An 18,768-nucleotide genomic window follows, 5' to 3' on the forward strand; every position below is an offset into this window, starting at 1 on the left:
TGAATACCGATGTACCTCCGTTCGCTGAAAGAGACCCGAAAGGACGTGTCACTGCACGATCCGATTGGGACCGATAAAGAGGGCAACGAGATTACGCTGATTGATACTCTCGGCCCAGAGGCAGACGATGTGATAAAGGAAGGGGATCTGAAGATTGAGAAGAGTAAGATCTACTGCAATCTCGCTATTCTCGATGAACGGGAGAAAGAAGTCGTGGTAGGGCGGCTTGGACTGGATACCGGTGGGGAAGAGTGGACGCAGCGGGAGATTGCGAAGGAACTGGGGGGCTGGCGGAGTTATGTGTCGCGGATTGAGAAGAGGGCGCTCATGGAGCTTTATCATGAATTTTATTATTTTATAGATTAGGGGGCTTTATGATGACTTAATAAATATAACTAAATTTGAGTATCAAGCAAAAAAACCACTTATGCTCGGAAATCCCAAGCTTCTTAAGTGGTTAATCGTGCTTTTAAATTTTAGAACAACCTTAAATTGTCGGGTTCAATGCCCCTTGGTACTCATTTATTAAATTGTCGATAATCTGCTGTACGGACAAAATCTCTTTAATCTCATGAACTCTGGACCCGGCAAAAACCAATCCGTTCTTAACATCTCCTCTGAGGGAAGTGAGCAGGGACTCTATTGTACAGAAGCGATGTGAACAAACCTTTAGACAATCATAGCATTTGACTATCTTTAATTTGGCATCATTTCGGATGCGGTCCGTAAATTCATTTCGAATTGCTCTGCCTTCCAGACCCACAGTAGACTTGATTAGGACTGTATCTCCTTGCTGAGCATCTACATACTTTTGCTTGAAGGCTAAGGGAGCATCACACTCATGGCTAGCCACAAAACGGGTACCCATTTGAACACCAGACGCGCCCATCCGAAGGGCTTTTGCGATATCATCCCCTGTCAGAATTCCACCCGCAGCAATAACCGGAATCGAAACGGCCTCTAAGACTTCAGGAAGGATATCAAACATGGGTCTGTCTGTACCTAAATGGCCTCCAGCTTCGAACCCTTCCACAACGACTGCGGAGGCACCAAGTCTTTCGGAAATTCGGGCTAATTTGGCGGATGAAACAATAGTTACGACAGGAGTACCATATTCTTTACCCCAAGCATAAATATCTCTAGAAATTCCGGCTCCGGAAATAATAAAGTCCACCTTTTCCTCCAAAGCAACCTTCATTTTCTCGGCAAAGTCCTTCACTGCGAATAGTACATTCACACCGATATAGCCAATCCCTTTAGAGAGTTCTCTTGTTTGGCGAATATGCATTCTCAGTTCATCCGCAGTGATCCCTGTACCAGAGATGGTGCCGATCCCGCCCGCATTGGCAACAGCAGCGGCTAGTCCACTTAAGGATATGCCTACACCCATTCCACCTTGAATAACAGGAACTCTCGATTTAATATGTCCGAATTGGATTGTTGGAAGTTTCAATTACACACCTCTTTCGCAAGTTGTTGACATTATAAAACTCCTCTGGAGGAATAAGATATATCGTAACAAAGTTAAGTCTTTCCCGGATGTGACTGTAAACATGCCCAAACTATGTAAAATATCATGTCTTTCGACTGTTTTATTTATGATGTTGATATTAATTGAGGATTCAAGAAACAGTCGTGGTCGGACGGTTTGGTTTAGATACCGGCGGGAAGAGCGGAGGTAGCGGGAGATTGCGAAGGATCTGGAGATCTTGTGGAGTTATGTGCCGCAGATAGAGAAGAGGATGCTCATGAAGCTGTATCATGAGTTTTATAAGGGGAAGCGTTGAAGAAGAACTGCACCGGGCAGCTCTTCTTTTTTTTCTAAGTTTGAACCTTTGTTGGCGACGCCAGCATTTCGACCCGGTAATGTTTGGGTGAGGAGCCCTTTAGTTTCTTAAACATTTTGGAGAACAGCAAGGCATCATTGTAGCCTACGGACCTGGAAATATCAGCAATAGACAGTCCGGTGTTCCCCATCATTTCGCATGCCTTATTAATTCTATGGCGGATTAGATACTCCTGAATGCTGAGTTGCATACTCTGTTTGAACAACGAGCACAAATAGCTTCGATTGAGTCCGATAAATCGGGCAATATCCTCAACGGTAAACTTATACGGATAATTCATTTCAATGAAATTCTGTACTTTCTCGATGTAAATCTCTGTCCTTGATTCCATGTATTCTGGGGAAGTCACCGGACTGGACTCAATCAGAAGAGACAGCAATAAATAAAGCAGACCCGTCAGCTTGGTTTCCTGAGCTTTACCTAATCCTCCCGATTCAATCATCATCTGTAAATACTGTTCTATCCTATTGTCCCGGTCATAGCAGAAGATAGGGGAGCTCTTCGATAAACCTGCTTGCTTGAGAAGCGGTTCTGCTGCTGTCCCGTCAAACCCGAACCAACAATAAGACCAAGGGTTCGCGGTTCCAGCCTGATAATATGTGATTATATCCGGATAAATTAAAAAGCCTTGTCCTCTCCGCAGCTCATAGCGGGTACCGTCAACCTCATAGAACCCTTCCCCATCCAAAACATAATGGAGTAAATAGTGGCTCCTTACCGCCGGGCCGAAAAAGTGACCCGGTAGGCAATCCTCATTACCAAACTGAGTAAGATGTAGTCCCATATGCTGTTTACTGCGGGGCAAATATTCAATCACAGCAAAACTCCTTTGAAATTAATATCCAGCATTATAACATAATTAGTGATCATCATGCTATGTACTAAATGTGTATAGATAGTATATCCTTTTAGGGACAAACACCATTCGGTTAAGGATTAATCAAGTATTAAACCATGAATGGATGGGGTTTGCTTATCGAAAGAAGGGAGTTTGGTTATGGGCATCATCGTTCAAGAACAAGCAGGGTTGTTTCATCTGCAGTCCATGGGTATGAGTTATATCATTCAAATTATAGACGGGTACCCAGTACATATCTATTGGGGAAGCAAACTGAATCACCGGGAGCCAATGTCCAATATGCTTATCCATACCCCGGATACAGCCGGATTAGACCGCTTGCCTCAAGAATACCCGCAATATGGAAGCGGAGACTTTCGGAACCCGGCGTACCAGGTTGAGCTTGTGGATGGAACACGTATTACGGAGCTAACATACACGGGTTATCGGGTGACTAAAGGTAAGCCGTCTCTGACTGGACTTCCGGCCGTATACACCGAGGATAAGGCGGAGGCGGAGACGCTGGAGTTGGAATTAACCGATGCGTATTCGAGTCTTAAAGTGACACTTTACTACAGTATCTTCGCGGACCGGAATGTGATCGTTCGCTCGGCACTTTTCAGCAATGCAGGCGGACAGAAGTTACGGCTTCGCCGCGCCTTGAGTGCAAGTGTCGACTTTCCAGGCAAACGGGATTATGAGATTGTGTATCTTTCCGGCGCCTGGGCCAGGGAAGGGAATATTACCCGTAAGCCGCTTCATCAAGGAGAAACCCGGATCGACAGTAAAAGAGGCATGAGCAGCCACCAATTTAATCCTTTTGCCGCTTTGATCACTCCCGAAACGACGGAAGCTCAAGGTGAAGCTTTCGGGTTCAGTCTAGTTTATAGTGGCGGCTTTGAGGCGGATGCCGAAGTTGATTCCTTTGGCTCTGTACGGTTCAGCATGGGTATCAATTCCTTTGATTTCGCATGGCTGCTTAGTCACGGTGAAAGCTTTCAGACACCGGAGACGGTTATGGTCTATTCCGGACAAGGACTCGGAGAGATGTCACGGACGTATCATCGTCTGTATCGCACCCGGCTGTGCCGGGGAAGACACCGGGATGAAGAACGTCCTGTTCTGGTTAATAACTGGGAGGCCACCTATTTTGACTTTAACGCGGACAAGCTGGTATCGATAGCGGAAGAAGGAGCGAAGCTGGGGATCGAGCTGTTTGTGCTGGATGACGGCTGGTTCGGTAAACGGGATTCAGACAATTCCTCTTTGGGCGACTGGTTTGAGGATCGCCGGAAGCTTCCCGGCGGACTGGCAGATGTTGCGAAACGTATTAACGGCCTGGGACTAAAGTTCGGACTCTGGGTTGAACCAGAGATGATCTCTCCGGACAGCGAGCTGTACCGCAAGCATCCGGACTGGTGTCTTCATGTCCCTGGACGCAGACGCAGCGAAGCCAGATGGCAGCTGGTTCTCGATTACACCCGCCAAGAGGTGCGCGATTATATTTTTGACTCGCTTTCTGCTATATTCTCCGGCGTTTCTGTATCTTATGTGAAGTGGGACATGAACCGGTGTCTGACGGAGATAGGTTCAGCCGAATTACCGCCGGAACGGCAATCAGAGACCGCCCACCGCTATGTTCTTGGATTGTATGAGCTGTTAGAACGTATCACAAAGGCGTTTCCGGATATCCTTTTCGAGAGCTGCTCCAGCGGAGGAGGCCGCTTCGATCCGGGAATGCTCTACTACATGCCGCAAACCTGGACCAGTGACAATACGGATGCGGCGGAACGGCTGAAGATTCAATTCGGCACCAGCCTGGTTTATCCCATAAGTGCAATCGGGGCTCATGTATCGGCCGTACCGAACCATCAGGTTGGAAGAATAACTCCGCTTGATTTTAGAGGCAATGTTGCTATGTCCGGAAATTTTGGATATGAGTTGGATTTGACGAAATTCACTGACGAAGAAAAGGAAACGGTTCGGCGCCAGATCATTACCTACAAAGAAATTCGCGGCTTAGTCCAAAAAGGGGATTTATACCGGCTGAAAAGTCCTTTTGAAGGCAACGAGTCCGCCTGGATGTTTGTATCCGGGGACAAGAAGGAAGCCTTGGTCTACTATTTTCAAGTTACAGCGGTGCCGAACGCACCCCGGAGTTATCTGCAGCTCGCCGGTCTTGAACCCGAATTCGGATATGAAGTTCTGCCGGAGTGCAGCGGGTCTAGGTCTATTTATGGGGGAGATAGACTGATGAAGCTGGGACTGCCCCTGTCCTATCAACAGAAGGACTATGAAAGCGGCTGGTTCAGAGTCCGGGCTATAGATACGCTGAGGGATTGACCGCAATGAATTCATCATAATTTCGAATAGTGACTGCCCCTTTCCTATGAGAAGGGGGCATTTTTCGTGAAGCGGCCAATAGGGCCCGGGAGGATGAGCGATGTTTTTTTTTCGCATGATGAACGATATGAAAATGAAAAAGAAATTGGCCCTTACCTTTATCTCCGCTGCCGTTCTTCCTTTGATGTTATCTGGTCTGTTCTTAACCGGGAAGCTTCGGGAGATTGTTATCAAGGATGCCTTAACCCAAATTTCAAACAATGTGGAGCGTGTTCAAAAACGGACGGAAGAGCTGCTTAAGGTGCCGCTGGATATTTCTTACCGGCTGACGGTTGATAACAGGATGAAAAGAGTAGCCGCCCAAAAATACGAGGATTACGCGGAGGTTATTCAAGCCTACCGAGAATATACGGATATCCGGGACTACATTCAGTTGTACAAAGAGATATCCGGCATTCGTGTGTATGTCGTGAATCCGGGGGCACTCAATAACTGGGAGTTCATTCAACCGGATGAGAGGATCATGGCAAAAACATGGTACAAGGAAGCCATAGAACAAAAAGGGCTTGCCGGTTGGAATCTGATCAGAGACGAACAAAGCGGATCGGAGCAGCTCAGCCTGATCCGTTCGTTTCCGGCTGACTCGCTTGGACGTAAAGGCGTCCTGACTATTAACGTAGATCAACGGCAACTAAGCTCTATTCTGGATCAGGAATCCTTTATCACAATGCTTGTGGATAACAAAAACCGGATTGTCGGCTCCAATGAGGCCGGTTATTTGGGGAGGAAATTATCAGTAATGGATGGAGACCCACAGATTCTATCCGGACAAGAGGGAAGTTATGACACGGTAATCAATGGCAGAGACTCTAAAGTAGTTGTCGCCAGCCTGGAACCCGAAAACAGCTGGAACGGGCTTCGCATTATTTCGATTTTTACTTATTCAGACATTATGAGGGATGCCAACCGGGTTATTCGGCTTGGGGCCATTGTAATAGCGGCTAGCCTGATTTTTGCAGTGGTGCTTATCTATGCTTTTGCATCTCTGCTGTCCGGGAGGCTTCTTCGTTTAAGCAAGCATATGACAAGGGTAGGGTCCGGTTCCTGGGAAGCTTACCTCCATATTGATGGCAAAGATGAAGTGGGGTTATTGTCCAAGCAGTTTAATTCGCTTATCAGAAGTGTGCATGAACTGGTTCAAGAAGTTCAGGAAACGAATAATCAAAAAAATCTGGTAGAGCAGAGACAGAATGAGATGCGATTCAAGATGCTGGCGAGTCAGATCAATCCGCACTTTCTTTTTAATTCGCTGGAATCGATCCGCATGGAAGCCCATATACGCAAGCAGGATGATATCGCAGAAGCGGTATGGCTTCTGAGTACGCTTCTGCGCAGCAGCCTGGAGGCCGGTAACGGGAGTATTCCTCTGTGCAAGGAGCTTGAGCGTGTGCGCTGTTATCTTGATATGCAAAAGTTCCGGTATGAAGACCGCTTGGAATACCGCCTAGTGTCTGATCCTGATCTGGATACCATGCCTGTCCCTCCGTTGATTATCCAACCGCTGGTGGAGAACTCAATCATCCATGGTCTGGATAACCGCGAAGAGGGAGTAACGGTATGGGTTGAAATAAGCAGGGTCCCGAAGGGGGCCTCAGTTAAAGTGAGTGACAATGGAGCAGGCATCACGCCGGAACGGCTTGCGGGTATCCGGGCGGAGCTTGCCGAATCCATACATGAGCAGGAGAGCGAGCGGATCGGTATTCGAAACGTGAACGACCGGCTTGTGCTGCTGTACGGGGGAACGAGCGCCCTGAACATTGAGAGCACGCCGGGACAAGGCACTGTCATTACATTTTATATTCCTGGAGGTGTACCTGTTGATTAAGGTCGTTATCGTGGACGATGAGCCAAAACTCAGGCAAGGACTGCAGACGCTAATTCCATGGGGAAGCCTGGGTTATACCGTTGTGGCTGCCGCAGGAAACGGCAGAGAAGCCTTAAAGATCATTGAGGAGGAAGCTCCGGAAGTCGTTGTAGCAGATATCCGGATGCCCGTTATGGATGGCTTGCAGCTCATTGAGCAGGTAAGAGCGGCTGGTCATAACACGCAATTTATTATTTTGAGCGGATATGCGGATTTTGAGTATGCCAAGCAAGCGATCCGGTACGGTGTGGCCGGATACCTGCTTAAACCGGTGAATATCGGTGAAATGTCAGCTACTTTACAGCTTGTGAGGGAACGGATTGAAGAGGAAGAACGTAAGCGGACAAGCCCTCAGGCAGAGACACTGGACCGGGACTTATACCTGCATCGTCTGCTGGTCCCTCAGGAGAAGCCGGGAGAAACGATAAGGCTTGGTGCCGGCATAGGACAACCTGATTTGTTATGGAGCGGCAGCTACGAAGTCGTGGTTATTGTTCCGCGTGTTCCGGAAGCGGAACTGCCGGATGCGCTCAACCGGCTGGCGGCTGGGCTCAAGGTAATGGCAGAGGAGCGGAACCTGGGGGCTGTAACCGTCATTTCTCCCCATGTGGTGCTTCTGCTCAACACGCCGCTGCGCGGATCGCAGCGGCGCGATAACCTGTATGGCGAGATCCGGAATATTGCCGCCGGAATCCGGTTTATTGCGGCAACCGGGGGGGCTGTTACCGAAGCCGGACTTATTTGTAATTCTTATTCGAAAGCCAGAGAAGCGGCGAAGCTGTCTTTTTTCAGTGATAGAGATCGTCTCCTGGAGCCGGATTATCCCCCTGTCTGCCCGCCGGTACCTGCCGGTTTAACCGAAGACAGCAATGAAGAGTTCATGAGGGATTTAATCCTCCGCCTGTATTACTGCCTGGATGTAGGGAATAAGGCCATGGTAGCGCAGCTGCTAAATGAGGCGGCAGCGATGTATTGCGGGCAGCGGCAAGATGAGAATCACGTTAAACAAGCCTTCTTTTTTCTTTGCAATGGAATCATTCATAAGCTTGCCGCCGACTCCCGTTTAGAAGGGGAATCGATGGAGAAGGTCTCACGTTTCTTGAACGGGATCTATCAGCATGACCGATTACAGCAGCTAATAGAGGATATCCGCCGCTTTCTTCTGGATTTTGTGGAGGAATCTGATACACAGGGCAAAGAGCATGAATTCAAGAGAATGATCGACTTTATTCATAAACATTATGCGGAAGACTTGAAATTATCAACATTGGCCGGGCTGCTGAACTATAGTACCCCTTATTTGGGTCAGTTGTTCAGAATGAAGACCGGAGAGTATTTTAATACCTACCTGGACAAAGTACGTATCCGGAAAGCCAAGGAACTGCTGGCCCAAGGAATGAAAGTGTATGAAGTGGCAGAGCAGGTGGGTTACACGAGCGTAAATTACTTTTTCAGCAAATTTAAAAAGTATGAAGGCCGGTCGCCGTCGGATTATAAGAATCCATAATTTCTAGATGATTTTTCCCGAAATCATTGGTATAGGAAGCCCCTCCTCTCTAATTTATGATAGTTATGAAGAGAGGGGAGGAAGTATGAAAACGATAACGTTGAATGCGGAAAACGTATACACAAAAAGAAAAAAGAGCGCTTGGAGGGAGCTAATAAATCAGAAGTATCTTTACTACATGTCTATACCTTTTGTTCTTTGGGTGTTTGTCTTCCAGTACTTGCCTTTGTGGGGCTGGACGATGGCCTTCCAAAAATATAGACCCGGAGTGAGCTTTTTCGACCAAAAGTGGGTGGGCTTTGAGCATTTTCGTACCTTGTTCAAGGATGACCATTTTTATCAGGTGCTTCGAAACACGCTGGCGATGAGCTTTATGGGGCTGATTGCCGGATTTATCGTGCCGGTCGTTTTTGCATTGCTCCTCAATGAGGTTCGTGTTCAGGCATTGAAGAGGTTCGTCCAGACCGTTTCCTATCTTCCGCATTTTGTTTCCTGGGTAGTTGCTGCAGGGATCGTTACCAAAATGCTATCCACGGACGGCGGAATTGTAAACGATATCCTTCTCGGCCTGAACCTTATTGATCAACCGATTCAGTTTATGGCACAGGGGAACTTATTCTGGGGAATCGTGACCGGTTCAGATATATGGAAGGAAACAGGGTGGAACGCCATTATATACCTTGCCGCCATTTCCGGGATTGGCCCGGAATTATACGAAGCGGCCAGGGTGGACGGAGCGAGCCGTCTGCGGCAAATATGGCATATTACACTGCCTGGCATCCGGCCGACCATCATCGTTCTTTTAATTATGTCGATTGGACATTTACTGGGTACTGGGTTTGAGAAGCAATTTCTGCTGGGGAATCACCTGGTCATTGATTACTCTGAAGTGCTGGATTTGTATGCGCTTAATTATGGTTTGGCTATGGGCAGATACTCCTTCGGAACGGCAATCAACATTTTCAACTCGGTGATCAGCCTGCTTCTATTGTTTGCTGCCAATGGTATATTTAAGCGGTTTACTAACGAAAGCATCATGTAGATAGAGAGAGAGGAGGGGTTCCAAATCAACCACCGTTCGAAATCAACACAGGACCGGATACTGGCATTCGTAGTTTATCTGTCTATGATTGTGGTAACCGTATTGACGATATATCCGTTCTTGAACGTACTGGCGATTTCTCTTAACAATTCAGTAGATACCGTCCGGGGCGGGATTACCATCTGGCCGCGGGAGTTCACGCTGGATAACTATAGCCTGATTTTCACTTATGGAAGCTTAATAACCGGATTTAAAATATCCGTACTGCGGACGCTTATCGGTACTATAGCAGGTCTGATCAGCGGTTCAATGCTTGCTTACACACTTGCGCGCAATGACTTTCAGGCGAGGAGATTTATATCCATCTTTCTGGCGGTTACCATGTACATCTCCGGCGGTCTGATTCCGGGATTCATATTGATGAGAGATTTGAACCTGATCGGTACCTTTGCGGTATACATTCTGCCGGGACTTGTAAGCGCCTTTAATGTCTTCGTGATCCGCTCCTTCATTGATGGACTGCCGTATGCGCTGCAGGAGTCTGCGAAGCTGGACGGAGCCAACGACTTTACGATTTACTGGCGTGTCATTTTACCGCTGTGCAAGCCGGCCTTGGCTACCGTAGCCCTTTTCCTCGCGGTAGGACAATGGAATTCCTGGTTCGACACGTATCTGTTCAATGGGTCGGACGAAGCATTAACAACACTACAGTATGAGTTAATGAAAATTCTGCAAAGCACAACGACAAGTGCAACGAATTCCCAGGACGCGGCGAATATGGCTGAGCGGATGTCACAAATTTCACCGGAATCCGTCAAAATGGCAATCACGATTGTCGTCACTGTGCCTATTCTTGTCGTATATCCCTTCCTGCAAAAGTATTTTGTCAAAGGAATGACGCTTGGAGCTGTTAAGAGTTAGATCGTTCTTGTTCAAATAGCATTTTATCCATTATCTAGGGGGTTAGCTTCATGAAGCCAGATAAAAAAGGACTGATACTGTCTTCCGTGCTTGCGCTGACGTTAACGACGACGCTTGCTGGCTGCGGAGGGAATAACGGCTCCATTGCCGGAGAGGACAGTAACAAGGAAGGTGCTTCCGGTTCGGATGTAAAGCCGGTCACGCTTACTTATTTTTCAGAGGACAGCAGTACCAATTGGAATAACATGCAGGATGAAGTAGGTAAGGTTATTGCCGAAAAAACCGGTGTGACACTGGATGCCGAGTTTGCAGTGGGTGATCCGGTTCAAAAAATGTCGCTGATTGCGGCAACAGGCAATTATCCTGATTTGATCGCCGCAAAGGCGGATGTCGGCAAGCTTGTTGATGCCGGAGCTGTGCTCGATTTAACGGAATTGATAGACAAGCATGCACCTAATATTAAAAAACTGCTCGGTGATAAACTTGTCCGGACCAAGTACAGCTTAGATAACCAAGCAATCTATGCGGTTCCCACATGGTCCGCCGTAGATGAGAGGAAGTTTAAAGCCGACGGAGGCTTTGAACTGCAGCACCGTGTTGTCAAAGAAGCCGGTTATCCGGAAATACGCACAGTACAGGATTATGAAAAAGTCATCCAGGAGTATATCACCAAGCATCCGACGGACGAAAACGGAAATAAAAATATCGGCCTTTCCCTGAACGGAGACGACTGGCATATGTATCAGGTCACCAATTCGGGATTTCAGACGACCGGAGGGCCGGATGACGGGGAATATTTCATTGATCAGGAAACACATCAGGCAACGTATCACTTCCGCCGTCCGGAAGAAAAAGAGTATTTCCGCTGGTTGAATCACATGAACGATATCGGCCTGCTCGATCCGGAGAGCTTTGTGCAGAAGACTGACCAGTTCAAGGCGAAAGTCGCCTCCGGCCGGGTTCTGGGTCTGGCTGATCCTGAATGGGATTATGGAGATGCCCAAAATGCGCTAAAGGCTGCCGGGAAATTGGATCAGACCTATGGGCATTATCCGGTCACGATGAGTGAGAAATACAAGGACACCAGCTTCTGGCCGGCAGGCTTTGACGGAGGGTATGGTATTTCAATCTCAAGCAAATGCAAGGACCCGGTGCGTGCGATTCAGTTCCTCGATTACCTTGCCTCGGAAGAAGGGCAAATCCTGAACAACTGGGGAATAGAAGGGAAACATTACACGGTTGAAAACGGTAAACGGATGGTTATTCCGGCTGTACAGGAACGCATGGATAACGACAATGCAGCCTTCCAAAAAGAATCCGGTGTCGGCCTCTACTGGAATCTGATGGTCCATTACGGAGACGGTATTAAAGATTCAACCGGAAATTACTTTACCCGCAGTTACCCGGAGCAGCTGACCGCAAGTTACAGTGCACCGGAGAAGGAAACGCTGAAAGCTTACGGCGCCGAACATTGGAAGGATCTTTTCCCGTCAGAAGATGAATTTAAGCCCAGAGCTTATGGTGCGGCTTACACGATGTCACTCGCCAGCGACGATCCTGCTGTTATCCTGGGAGCCAAGATGAAGGACATCACCTGGAAGAGAATCCCTGAAGCCATTATGTCCAAGCCGCAAGAGTTCGATCGAATCTGGGAAGCCTATATGGCAGATCTGGATAAGGCCGGAGTGAAGGAAATGGAAGAAGCGTATACCATGCATATTCAGAACCGTATCAAGCTGTGGTCTACTAAGTAAATTGTTGATCAAGCGGGCTCATTCCCAGCGTGACAGGAGGGAAATGAGCCCGTTGTTCTGTGGAGAGGACTCATTAGACACAAACGAGTGAGAGAGCACAACATTAATGTAAGCGGTTAATATTATAAAAAACCGTGCTGCAATTTAATCTGCCGGGAGGAAAGCTGATGCGGTTAAACATCATCGCTTGGTACAAGCGCGGCGGGATTGTATCGCTGTGTTGGAACTCAAACGATTCAAAGACCCTTTTTGATTAAACTCCAGATGCGTTCAAATCTGTCTTGGTAGTCTGGAAGATTCCAGGATTCTTTGAAGGACGGGAGGCTAAACACCGCAAATGCGGAGAGAATTGCCTCTGCCCGTTCGAAGCGGGGATCGTGATAGTCCATGAAGCCGTCAATAATTTGATAGGAATCCCATAGAACATCGCGTAACACCAGGGGATTGCTATCCACATATTGTGTATTCAAGGCGAACATTTTGGGATTTTCGTTATAGGCGCGTTTTTTGGCGTTAGCAAATGCCCAGAGCCAATCATGGAGCAGGTCCTGTGCATTCATCAAATTTGTATTATCTAGTTTTATTTGTTCTGAAATCATCCGGTTGAACCAGTTTTTAGACACGGCTGCCCAGAGCTCTTGCTTATTCTTAAAGTGTTTATAAAGCGCGGCATGGGTGATATTTAATTCATCCGCAATTTGTGAAAGGGTCACTTCGGATTTTTCCGTGCGTTCAATTAATGCCTCCGCTGTTTCAATAATGAGCTCTTGTGTGATTTTAGCCACCGCGCTTCCAACCCTTCTTTCTTCGATAAATTCCTTATCAATCGTTTATACACCTGTCTCTATTTTATCATATAAAATGTTGGGTAACAATTGTTGACTTTTGTAACCTTTGATATTATGCTTGATGCATAAGTTACAAAAACAATAAAATGTTACTTATTACTCAGCGCATAGGAGGCTATTAATTATGAAAGCGGCGCAGATTACCAAGTATTCAAAAAAGTTCACGGTAGAAGTCAATGATATTCCAGTCCCGGAAATAAGTGAAAACGAGGTTTTGGTCAAGGTGAAAGCAGCGGCGGTTAATCATTTGGAATTGCTCATCGGGACCGGAAGCGTCAAGCTGATTCAGGATTATGAGTTTCCATTAGTACTCGGTAATGAGCTGACGGGTGTTATTGAAAAGGTCGGTAAAAACGTCCGGGGATTTGAAGTTGGTGAGGCCATTTATTCACGCCTGCCACTACAAAAAATCGGTGCCTTTGCAGAATACGCGGCGATTCATGCGGATGCCATCGGGCACTTGCCCGCTAATCTGGATTTTGTGACCGGTGCTGCTGCTCCATTAACAGGATTGACTGCTTATCAAGGTTTGCATGAAGAATTGGCTGCCAAAGCTGGAGAAAGCGTGTTTATTCCCGGGGGTTCTGGTTCATTTGGCCAAATGGCCATTCCTATCGCCAAAAGCATGGGGCTGAAGGTCATCGTTAGTGGAAATCCGCAAGCACGTGAACGGACAATGGCGGCTGGAGCAGACCAATATATGGATTACACGATGGAGAACTATTGGGAACAACTTCGTGATGTTGATTATGTGATGGATACCTTGGGACCAAGCGAATTTGATCATGAACTTTCGATTATAAAAGCAGGCGGTCGCCTTCTTTCCCTGCGGACCGGCCCTAACAAACGTTTCGCCGAGCATATGGGCTTGCCAGGCTGGAAACAAAAGCTCTTCACCATTGCCGGGGCCAAGTATGATCACAAAGCGAAGAAAAAGAAGATTCAATATCATTTCATTTTTGTTCGCAGCGATGGCGATCAATTAAAGAAAATTACGAAGATTATTGAAGATAACGGGATTGTTCCAGCGGTGGACCCCACAGAATTCCAAATTGATGATATCAATGAAGCACTAAAGCTTGTTGCTACAGGTCATCCCAAGGGAAAAGTCATTATCCGATTTTAAGGGGTGTTACCTTATGAAGGCTGCACAAATTTCGCGGTATTCCAAGATACTGGAAGCACAAATTAACACAGTCGCTGTTCCATCCATCACACCAACACGGGTTTTAATCAAGACTAAGGCAGCAGGTGTTGATCCACACCTTGTCTTGGCGATTACAGGCAAAGTTAAGTTGTTTGATCATTACGACTTTCCATTGACTCTGGGCAACGAGCTAGCCGGAGTAGTGATCGAAGTCGGAGCCGGTGTCATGGATTTTAAGGTAGGGGATCACGTGTACACCATGCCATCGTTAGATAAGATGGGGGCGTTTGCCGAATATGTCGCAGTAGACGCGGCGATTGTGGCTAAGATGCCAGCTAATCTTTCCTTTAAAGAAGCAGCGGCCGTGCCATTGTCTGCTTTGACGATCGTTCAGGCGCTAGCTATTTTAGATACTCGTCAAGGCGGCAAATTATTTATCCCCGGCGGTACGGGAGGCTTTGGTCAGATGGCCGTTCCTTACGCGAAGTCACAAGGGCTGTTTGTGACCGTTAGTGGTAGTGGATCAGCACGTGCCTTGGCGGAGCGACTCGGGGCAGATGAGTTTATCGACTATGCAACGCAGGACTATACTGACATACTGACAGGCTATGATTATGTTATTGATACGCGGGGCGCCGGCGAATTTAGTAAACAAATTAAGATACTGAAGCCTGGCGGCAAATTACTGTCGTTAAATGCTGGTCCCAATGCCCGATTCGCGAATCAAAGCACAGACTTGGCAACGGCGAAGAAGATTCTCTTCAGTTTACTGGGAGCACCTTTTGATGGAATTGCCAAATGGCAAAAGAAAAGGTATGACTTCTTATACGTGCAGTCGAATGGTCAGCAATTAGCAGCTTTCACACAGTATCTTGAAAAAACAAACATAAAGCCGGTGATTGATTCCGAGTACCCCTTTGAACAAGTGAATGCCGCGATTGCTAAGATTGCGACAGGGCATAGCCAAGGGAAAGTCATATTGAAAGTAGATGATGCAGAATGAAATTAAAAAATAGAACGATATTGGTGACAGGTGGGACCTCCGGGATTGGTTTTGCTTTTGCTAAAAGTTTTCTCGGCATGGGAAATACTGTGATTATCACGGGGCGTTCACAACAACGCATCGACCAGATAGTAAAGAACAATCCCGGACTTATCGGGATGACGGCAGATGTTAGTAATCCCAAAAGCGTTGAGCAGCTTGCTAAAGACCTGACGATTCACTATCCGAAACTGGATATTATTTTCAATAACGCTGGTATTATACACGAATTTGACTTGTTTGATGAAACTATTACCTACGAGCACATAACCGCAGAAATCGCCACAAACTTGAATGGGACAATCTATATCACCAAGGCTCTGTTGCCACTGTTAGCCAAACAACAGGAGGCAATGGTTGTTAACGTTAGTTCACTACTTGCTAATATTACAGTTGCCAACGCACCGACTTATTCTGCAACGAAGGCTGGCATCCACATGTTCAGTGATGCATTACGTGAGCAAATCCGGGCCAAAGGAAAAAACATTCATGTGATGGAACTTTGTCCACCTGTTATTTCTGAAACTAATCTCACGGACACTTTTGACGAAGGTTTCATGAATAAGGTGATCTCTTTGCCATTAGCGAAGCTTGTTAAAGTCGGTATTAAAGGGATGGAAAAAAACAAAATACGCGTAAATGCAGGTTTTACTAAGGTTATGCGCTTTTCCATGAAGTTCGCTCCGGATTTCATTACGCATACTTGGGGTCAAATGCTTCTTAAATCAAATTAAACGAGAATAGTGTGAATTAGTAGGGATTCTTAATGGTTTTTACCATTCATAAAATTCTTTACCGATCGTTCTCAATATGTTATATTGATTAACAGGGAGGGAATAGAATGGCAAGAAGCAAAGAATTCGAAGAGAACGTGGTATTAGAAAAGGCGATGAAGCTTTTTTGGGAACAGGGTTACGAGAAGACATCTATGACGGATCTGGTCAAGCAGATGGGAATCCATCGGAGAAGTTTATATGACACTTTTGGCGACAAGCATACGCTGTTTCTAAAAGCAATGGACCGATTTCGCGATAAAGTAAGTGCTGAGCTTGTAGGAGAAGTTAAACGCTCTAAGACTGCAACTGAGGCACTTCAGCTTATTTTTAGTTTCGTGATATGTGGTGAAGAAGATTCACCTTCAGGTTGTTTGATGGTGAATTCAGCGGTGGAATTGGCAATGCGTGATGCTGAGGTGGATGTAAAGACCACAGAATTGTTTACATTATCAGAACAGCTGTTCAAAGATATTATTCTGTGGGGACAGCAGGATGGAGAGTTTCGCTCAGATTATAATGCCAACGATCTAGCGGAACATCTGCATGCAGTTTATGTAGGGTTAAGGGTAATGACAAGGACCTCCATACGTAAAGAAAAATTACACCGTCTAGCCAATTTATCGATTAAACTTTTATCTAAGTAATTATTTATACTTAAGCTAATTTGAAGATTCAGCCTAGAAAGATATTAGTATAATTGCCTGTGTTTATTCTAGTATGATCGTTCTAGAATGAGAACGCCGTTCTATCCCTTGAATGAAGAATTGTAATCAAAACAAAAAGGAGCTAATACAATGAACATTTCTGAACAAGTAGCATTTGTCACTGGAGCAAACCGGGGTCTGGGCCGTCAGCTTACTCTTGAACTTCTATCCAGAGGGGCTAAAGTATACGCTGGTGCAAGAAATCCGGAGACCATTGATATTCCTGGAGTTACACCTGTAAAGCTTGATGTTACAAAACCGGATGAGGTTGCAGCAGCAGCAATCCTTGCTAAAGATGTTACGCTTTTAATCAACAATGCAGGATCATCTACAGGCGCTTCTTTGCTGGAAGGAGATGTGGGGAAAATACAATTGGAATTTGATACGCATTTCTTCGGTACGCTGTCCATGGTTCGTGCTTTTGCACCAATCATTGAAAAAAACGGGGGAGGATCGATTTTGAATATTCTGTCCGTACTATCTTGGTTTAGTATGGGAGCTTCCGGTGCGTATACAGCTGCGAAGGCTGCAGCATGGGCATTGACGAACGATTTACGTTTAAACTTGTATCCTCGTAATATTAGAGTAGCTGGATTACATGTAGGCTTTATGGAGACAGATATGACAACCGGTATAGATGCTCCCAAATCCAACCCTTCAGATATCGCAAAAATAGCTATTGATGGCATCGAATCTGGCAGCTTTGAAATTCTTGCTGATGATAACAGCCGAATGATACAAGGTGGACTTGCAGGTGGTGTTGCTGCAATATACCCACATCTTACTTAATCATAATTTCTTGTTAAACAAATTTAAAGAGGAGTGTTAATAATGGAAAAACTGTGGACTAAAACAAAAGTTGGCAATCTGGAATTACCGCATCGCTTGGCGATGGCACCAATGACACGCAGCAGAGCAGAGGAAGATGGTACACCGGGAGAATTAAGCTCCCTGTATTATGCTCAAAGAGTATCGATGGGACTTCTTATTACAGAAGGTGCACAACCATCCGATGATGGTCAAGGTTACTTAAGAACACCTGGGATCTATACGGAGAAGCATATTGAAGGGTGGAAGAAAGTTACGGATGCAGTGCATGAAGCAGGCGGGTATATTTATATTCAATTAATGCATGTCGGTCGTGTGTCGCACCCTGACAATACGCCTCATCACCGGCAGCCCGTTGCACCCTCTGCAATTGCACCAGGAGTAGAAACGTTTACGGCTACAGGCATGCAGGATATCCCCGTACCACGTGAGTTGAGTAAAGAAGAGATTCAAATAACCATTGCAGATTATCGTAAAGCTGCGGCCGCTGCTATTGAAGCAGGCGCTGACGGCGTTGAAATTCATGGAGCAAATGGTTATCTAATCAACCAATTTATCGGTGAAAATTCCAATAAACGTACGGATGAATATGGTGGATCAATAGAAAATCGAGCTCGCTTCGCGATTGAAGTAGCAAAAGCCATCGTTGACGAGATCGGGGCAGAGAGAACCGGCTTCCGCATTTCGCCAGGGACCCCTCTTGGCGGGATTCAAGATGGCGAACAAGGTCCTGATCTTTACCGTTACTTAACGCAAGAATTAGCGAAACTGAATTTAGCGTATCTTCATGTGATGCACCTCGGCAATGAAGAATTGCTTCAGGATATACGTTCCTTGTGGAAGAATCCGTTGTTAGTCAATCGGGCTGGACGGGGACTGGAGAATATTGGTGTTGATATCGAGAGTGGTCTTGCTGATCTGGCACCTATTGGGGTATGGTCATTGGCTAATCCGGATTTTGTGGAACGACTTAAAGCAGGCGCTCCATTAAATGAAGCAGATCCTGCAACATTTTATGGTAGTGGAAGCAAGGGTTATACGGACTATCCTACGTTGAAAGAATTGGAATTGCAGAAGGGCTAAGGATATATTGTAGAAGTATCTATGATACTTTTGGTTATTTGAAAAGCAAGAGCCTGTAAAGGAATTAATCCGCCGGTTTCTGGAGTCCTTGATAGGAATTTGAATTATGATTCGAAATATTATCCGTTATTAATCAAGATTAAGTAAGCAACTTATCCGCGGAT

At 46.2% G+C, this 18,768-nt stretch carries 15 protein-coding genes and 2 pseudogenes; 14 read left to right on the forward strand and 3 right to left on the reverse strand.

The window, feature by feature from the left end; all coding sequences use genetic code 11:
* Nucleotides 1–3: 3 nt before the first annotated feature.
* Nucleotides 4–366 (forward strand): annotated as a pseudogene (locus P40081_RS08060) (sigma factor-like helix-turn-helix DNA-binding protein); the annotation flags it as partial.
* 121 nt (nucleotides 367–487) lie between these two features.
* Here P40081_RS08060 and P40081_RS08065 read toward each other — a convergent pair.
* The gene (locus tag P40081_RS08065; RefSeq protein WP_042134598.1) at nucleotides 488–1,453 is read right to left on the reverse strand and encodes an NAD(P)H-dependent flavin oxidoreductase; all 966 of its coding nucleotides are present in this window, start codon (nucleotides 1,451–1,453) and stop codon (nucleotides 488–490) included.
* 170 nt (nucleotides 1,454–1,623) lie between these two features.
* Between P40081_RS08065 and P40081_RS39265 the strand changes: the two are divergent.
* A pseudogene (locus tag P40081_RS39265) lies at nucleotides 1,624–1,787 on the forward strand (RNA polymerase subunit sigma-70); the annotation flags it as partial.
* Between the two features lie 34 nt (nucleotides 1,788–1,821).
* Here P40081_RS39265 and P40081_RS08070 read toward each other — a convergent pair.
* Nucleotides 1,822–2,664 (reverse strand): AraC family transcriptional regulator, encoded by an 843-nt coding sequence (locus P40081_RS08070; protein WP_042134600.1) that lies wholly within the window; start codon nucleotides 2,662–2,664, stop codon nucleotides 1,822–1,824.
* Between the two features lie 180 nt (nucleotides 2,665–2,844).
* Between P40081_RS08070 and P40081_RS08075 the strand changes: the two genes are divergently transcribed.
* The 6 genes from P40081_RS08075 (at nucleotide 2,845) to P40081_RS08100 (ending at nucleotide 12,176) form a co-directional block, all read left to right on the forward strand.
* Complete coding sequence (locus tag P40081_RS08075) at nucleotides 2,845–5,028, forward strand: alpha-galactosidase (protein ID WP_042134601.1); 2,184 nt, start codon at nucleotides 2,845–2,847, stop codon at nucleotides 5,026–5,028.
* A gap of 100 nt (nucleotides 5,029–5,128) precedes the next feature.
* Nucleotides 5,129–6,913, forward strand: a complete 1,785-nt coding sequence (locus tag P40081_RS08080) for a sensor histidine kinase (RefSeq protein WP_042134602.1) — start codon at nucleotides 5,129–5,131, stop codon at nucleotides 6,911–6,913.
* A complete protein-coding gene (locus P40081_RS08085) occupies nucleotides 6,897–8,459 on the forward strand; it encodes a response regulator transcription factor (RefSeq protein WP_231575402.1) in 1,563 nt (520 codons plus the stop codon). Before P40081_RS08080 ends, P40081_RS08085 begins: the two co-directional genes overlap by 17 nt.
* Nucleotides 8,460–8,544: 85 nt before the next feature.
* Nucleotides 8,545–9,501: an ABC transporter permease gene (locus P40081_RS08090; RefSeq protein WP_042134604.1), complete on the forward strand. Its 957-nt coding sequence runs from the start codon at nucleotides 8,545–8,547 to the stop codon at nucleotides 9,499–9,501.
* An 84-nt stretch (nucleotides 9,502–9,585) separates the two neighbouring features.
* Nucleotides 9,586–10,422 (forward strand): carbohydrate ABC transporter permease, encoded by an 837-nt coding sequence (locus P40081_RS08095; RefSeq protein ID WP_081969875.1) that lies wholly within the window; start codon nucleotides 9,586–9,588, stop codon nucleotides 10,420–10,422.
* A 50-nt stretch (nucleotides 10,423–10,472) separates the two neighbouring features.
* On the forward strand, nucleotides 10,473–12,176 hold the full coding sequence (locus tag P40081_RS08100; RefSeq protein WP_042134606.1) for an ABC transporter substrate-binding protein: 1,704 nt from the start codon (nucleotides 10,473–10,475) through the stop codon (nucleotides 12,174–12,176).
* Between the two features lie 236 nt (nucleotides 12,177–12,412).
* Here the strand turns inward: P40081_RS08100 and P40081_RS08105 are convergent, their stop codons facing one another.
* A complete protein-coding gene (locus P40081_RS08105) occupies nucleotides 12,413–12,961 on the reverse strand; it encodes a TetR/AcrR family transcriptional regulator (RefSeq protein ID WP_042134607.1) in 549 nt (182 codons plus the stop codon).
* Nucleotides 12,962–13,148: 187 nt separating this feature from the next.
* Here P40081_RS08105 and P40081_RS08110 point away from each other — a divergent pair, with 187 nt between their 5' ends.
* The 6 genes from P40081_RS08110 (at nucleotide 13,149) to P40081_RS08135 (ending at nucleotide 18,604) form a co-directional block, all read left to right on the forward strand.
* Nucleotides 13,149–14,150: an NADP-dependent oxidoreductase gene (locus P40081_RS08110; RefSeq protein ID WP_042134608.1), complete on the forward strand. Its 1,002-nt coding sequence runs from the start codon at nucleotides 13,149–13,151 to the stop codon at nucleotides 14,148–14,150.
* A 13-nt stretch (nucleotides 14,151–14,163) separates the two neighbouring features.
* Nucleotides 14,164–15,174: an NADP-dependent oxidoreductase gene (locus P40081_RS08115; protein WP_042134610.1), complete on the forward strand. Its 1,011-nt coding sequence runs from the start codon at nucleotides 14,164–14,166 to the stop codon at nucleotides 15,172–15,174.
* Nucleotides 15,171–15,947: an SDR family oxidoreductase gene (locus P40081_RS08120; RefSeq protein ID WP_042134612.1), complete on the forward strand. Its 777-nt coding sequence runs from the start codon at nucleotides 15,171–15,173 to the stop codon at nucleotides 15,945–15,947. The genes P40081_RS08115 and P40081_RS08120 overlap by 4 nt, the downstream gene beginning before the upstream one ends.
* A 107-nt stretch (nucleotides 15,948–16,054) precedes the next feature.
* The gene (locus P40081_RS08125) at nucleotides 16,055–16,633 is read left to right on the forward strand and encodes a TetR/AcrR family transcriptional regulator (protein WP_042134614.1); all 579 of its coding nucleotides are present in this window, start codon (nucleotides 16,055–16,057) and stop codon (nucleotides 16,631–16,633) included.
* Between the two features lie 150 nt (nucleotides 16,634–16,783).
* Complete coding sequence (locus tag P40081_RS08130) at nucleotides 16,784–17,482, forward strand: SDR family oxidoreductase (protein WP_042134616.1); 699 nt, start codon at nucleotides 16,784–16,786, stop codon at nucleotides 17,480–17,482.
* 42 nt (nucleotides 17,483–17,524) lie between these two features.
* The gene (locus tag P40081_RS08135) at nucleotides 17,525–18,604 is read left to right on the forward strand and encodes an alkene reductase (RefSeq protein WP_042134618.1); all 1,080 of its coding nucleotides are present in this window, start codon (nucleotides 17,525–17,527) and stop codon (nucleotides 18,602–18,604) included.
* Nucleotides 18,605–18,768 lie beyond the last annotated feature (164 nt).

The sequence above is a fragment of the Paenibacillus sp. FSL P4-0081 genome, assembly GCF_000758565.1.
Lineage (GTDB): Bacteria > Bacillota > Bacilli > Paenibacillales > Paenibacillaceae > Paenibacillus_AQ > Paenibacillus_AQ phytohabitans.

Coding starts and splice junctions, on each gene's coding strand:
- P40081_RS08075 (WP_042134601.1), top strand. CDS start 2,845: ATGGGCATCATCGTTCAAGAACAAGCAGGGTTGTTTCATCTGCAGTCC.
- P40081_RS08080 (WP_042134602.1), top strand. CDS start 5,129: ATGTTTTTTTTTCGCATGATGAACGATATGAAAATGAAAAAGAAATTG.
- P40081_RS08090 (WP_042134604.1), top strand. CDS start 8,545: ATGAAAACGATAACGTTGAATGCGGAAAACGTATACACAAAAAGAAAA.
- P40081_RS08095 (WP_081969875.1), top strand. CDS start 9,586: ATGATTGTGGTAACCGTATTGACGATATATCCGTTCTTGAACGTACTG.
- P40081_RS08100 (WP_042134606.1), top strand. CDS start 10,473: ATGAAGCCAGATAAAAAAGGACTGATACTGTCTTCCGTGCTTGCGCTG.
- P40081_RS08110 (WP_042134608.1), top strand. CDS start 13,149: ATGAAAGCGGCGCAGATTACCAAGTATTCAAAAAAGTTCACGGTAGAA.
- P40081_RS08115 (WP_042134610.1), top strand. CDS start 14,164: ATGAAGGCTGCACAAATTTCGCGGTATTCCAAGATACTGGAAGCACAA.
- P40081_RS08120 (WP_042134612.1), top strand. CDS start 15,171: ATGAAATTAAAAAATAGAACGATATTGGTGACAGGTGGGACCTCCGGG.
- P40081_RS08125 (WP_042134614.1), top strand. CDS start 16,055: ATGGCAAGAAGCAAAGAATTCGAAGAGAACGTGGTATTAGAAAAGGCG.
- P40081_RS08130 (WP_042134616.1), top strand. CDS start 16,784: ATGAACATTTCTGAACAAGTAGCATTTGTCACTGGAGCAAACCGGGGT.
- P40081_RS08135 (WP_042134618.1), top strand. CDS start 17,525: ATGGAAAAACTGTGGACTAAAACAAAAGTTGGCAATCTGGAATTACCG.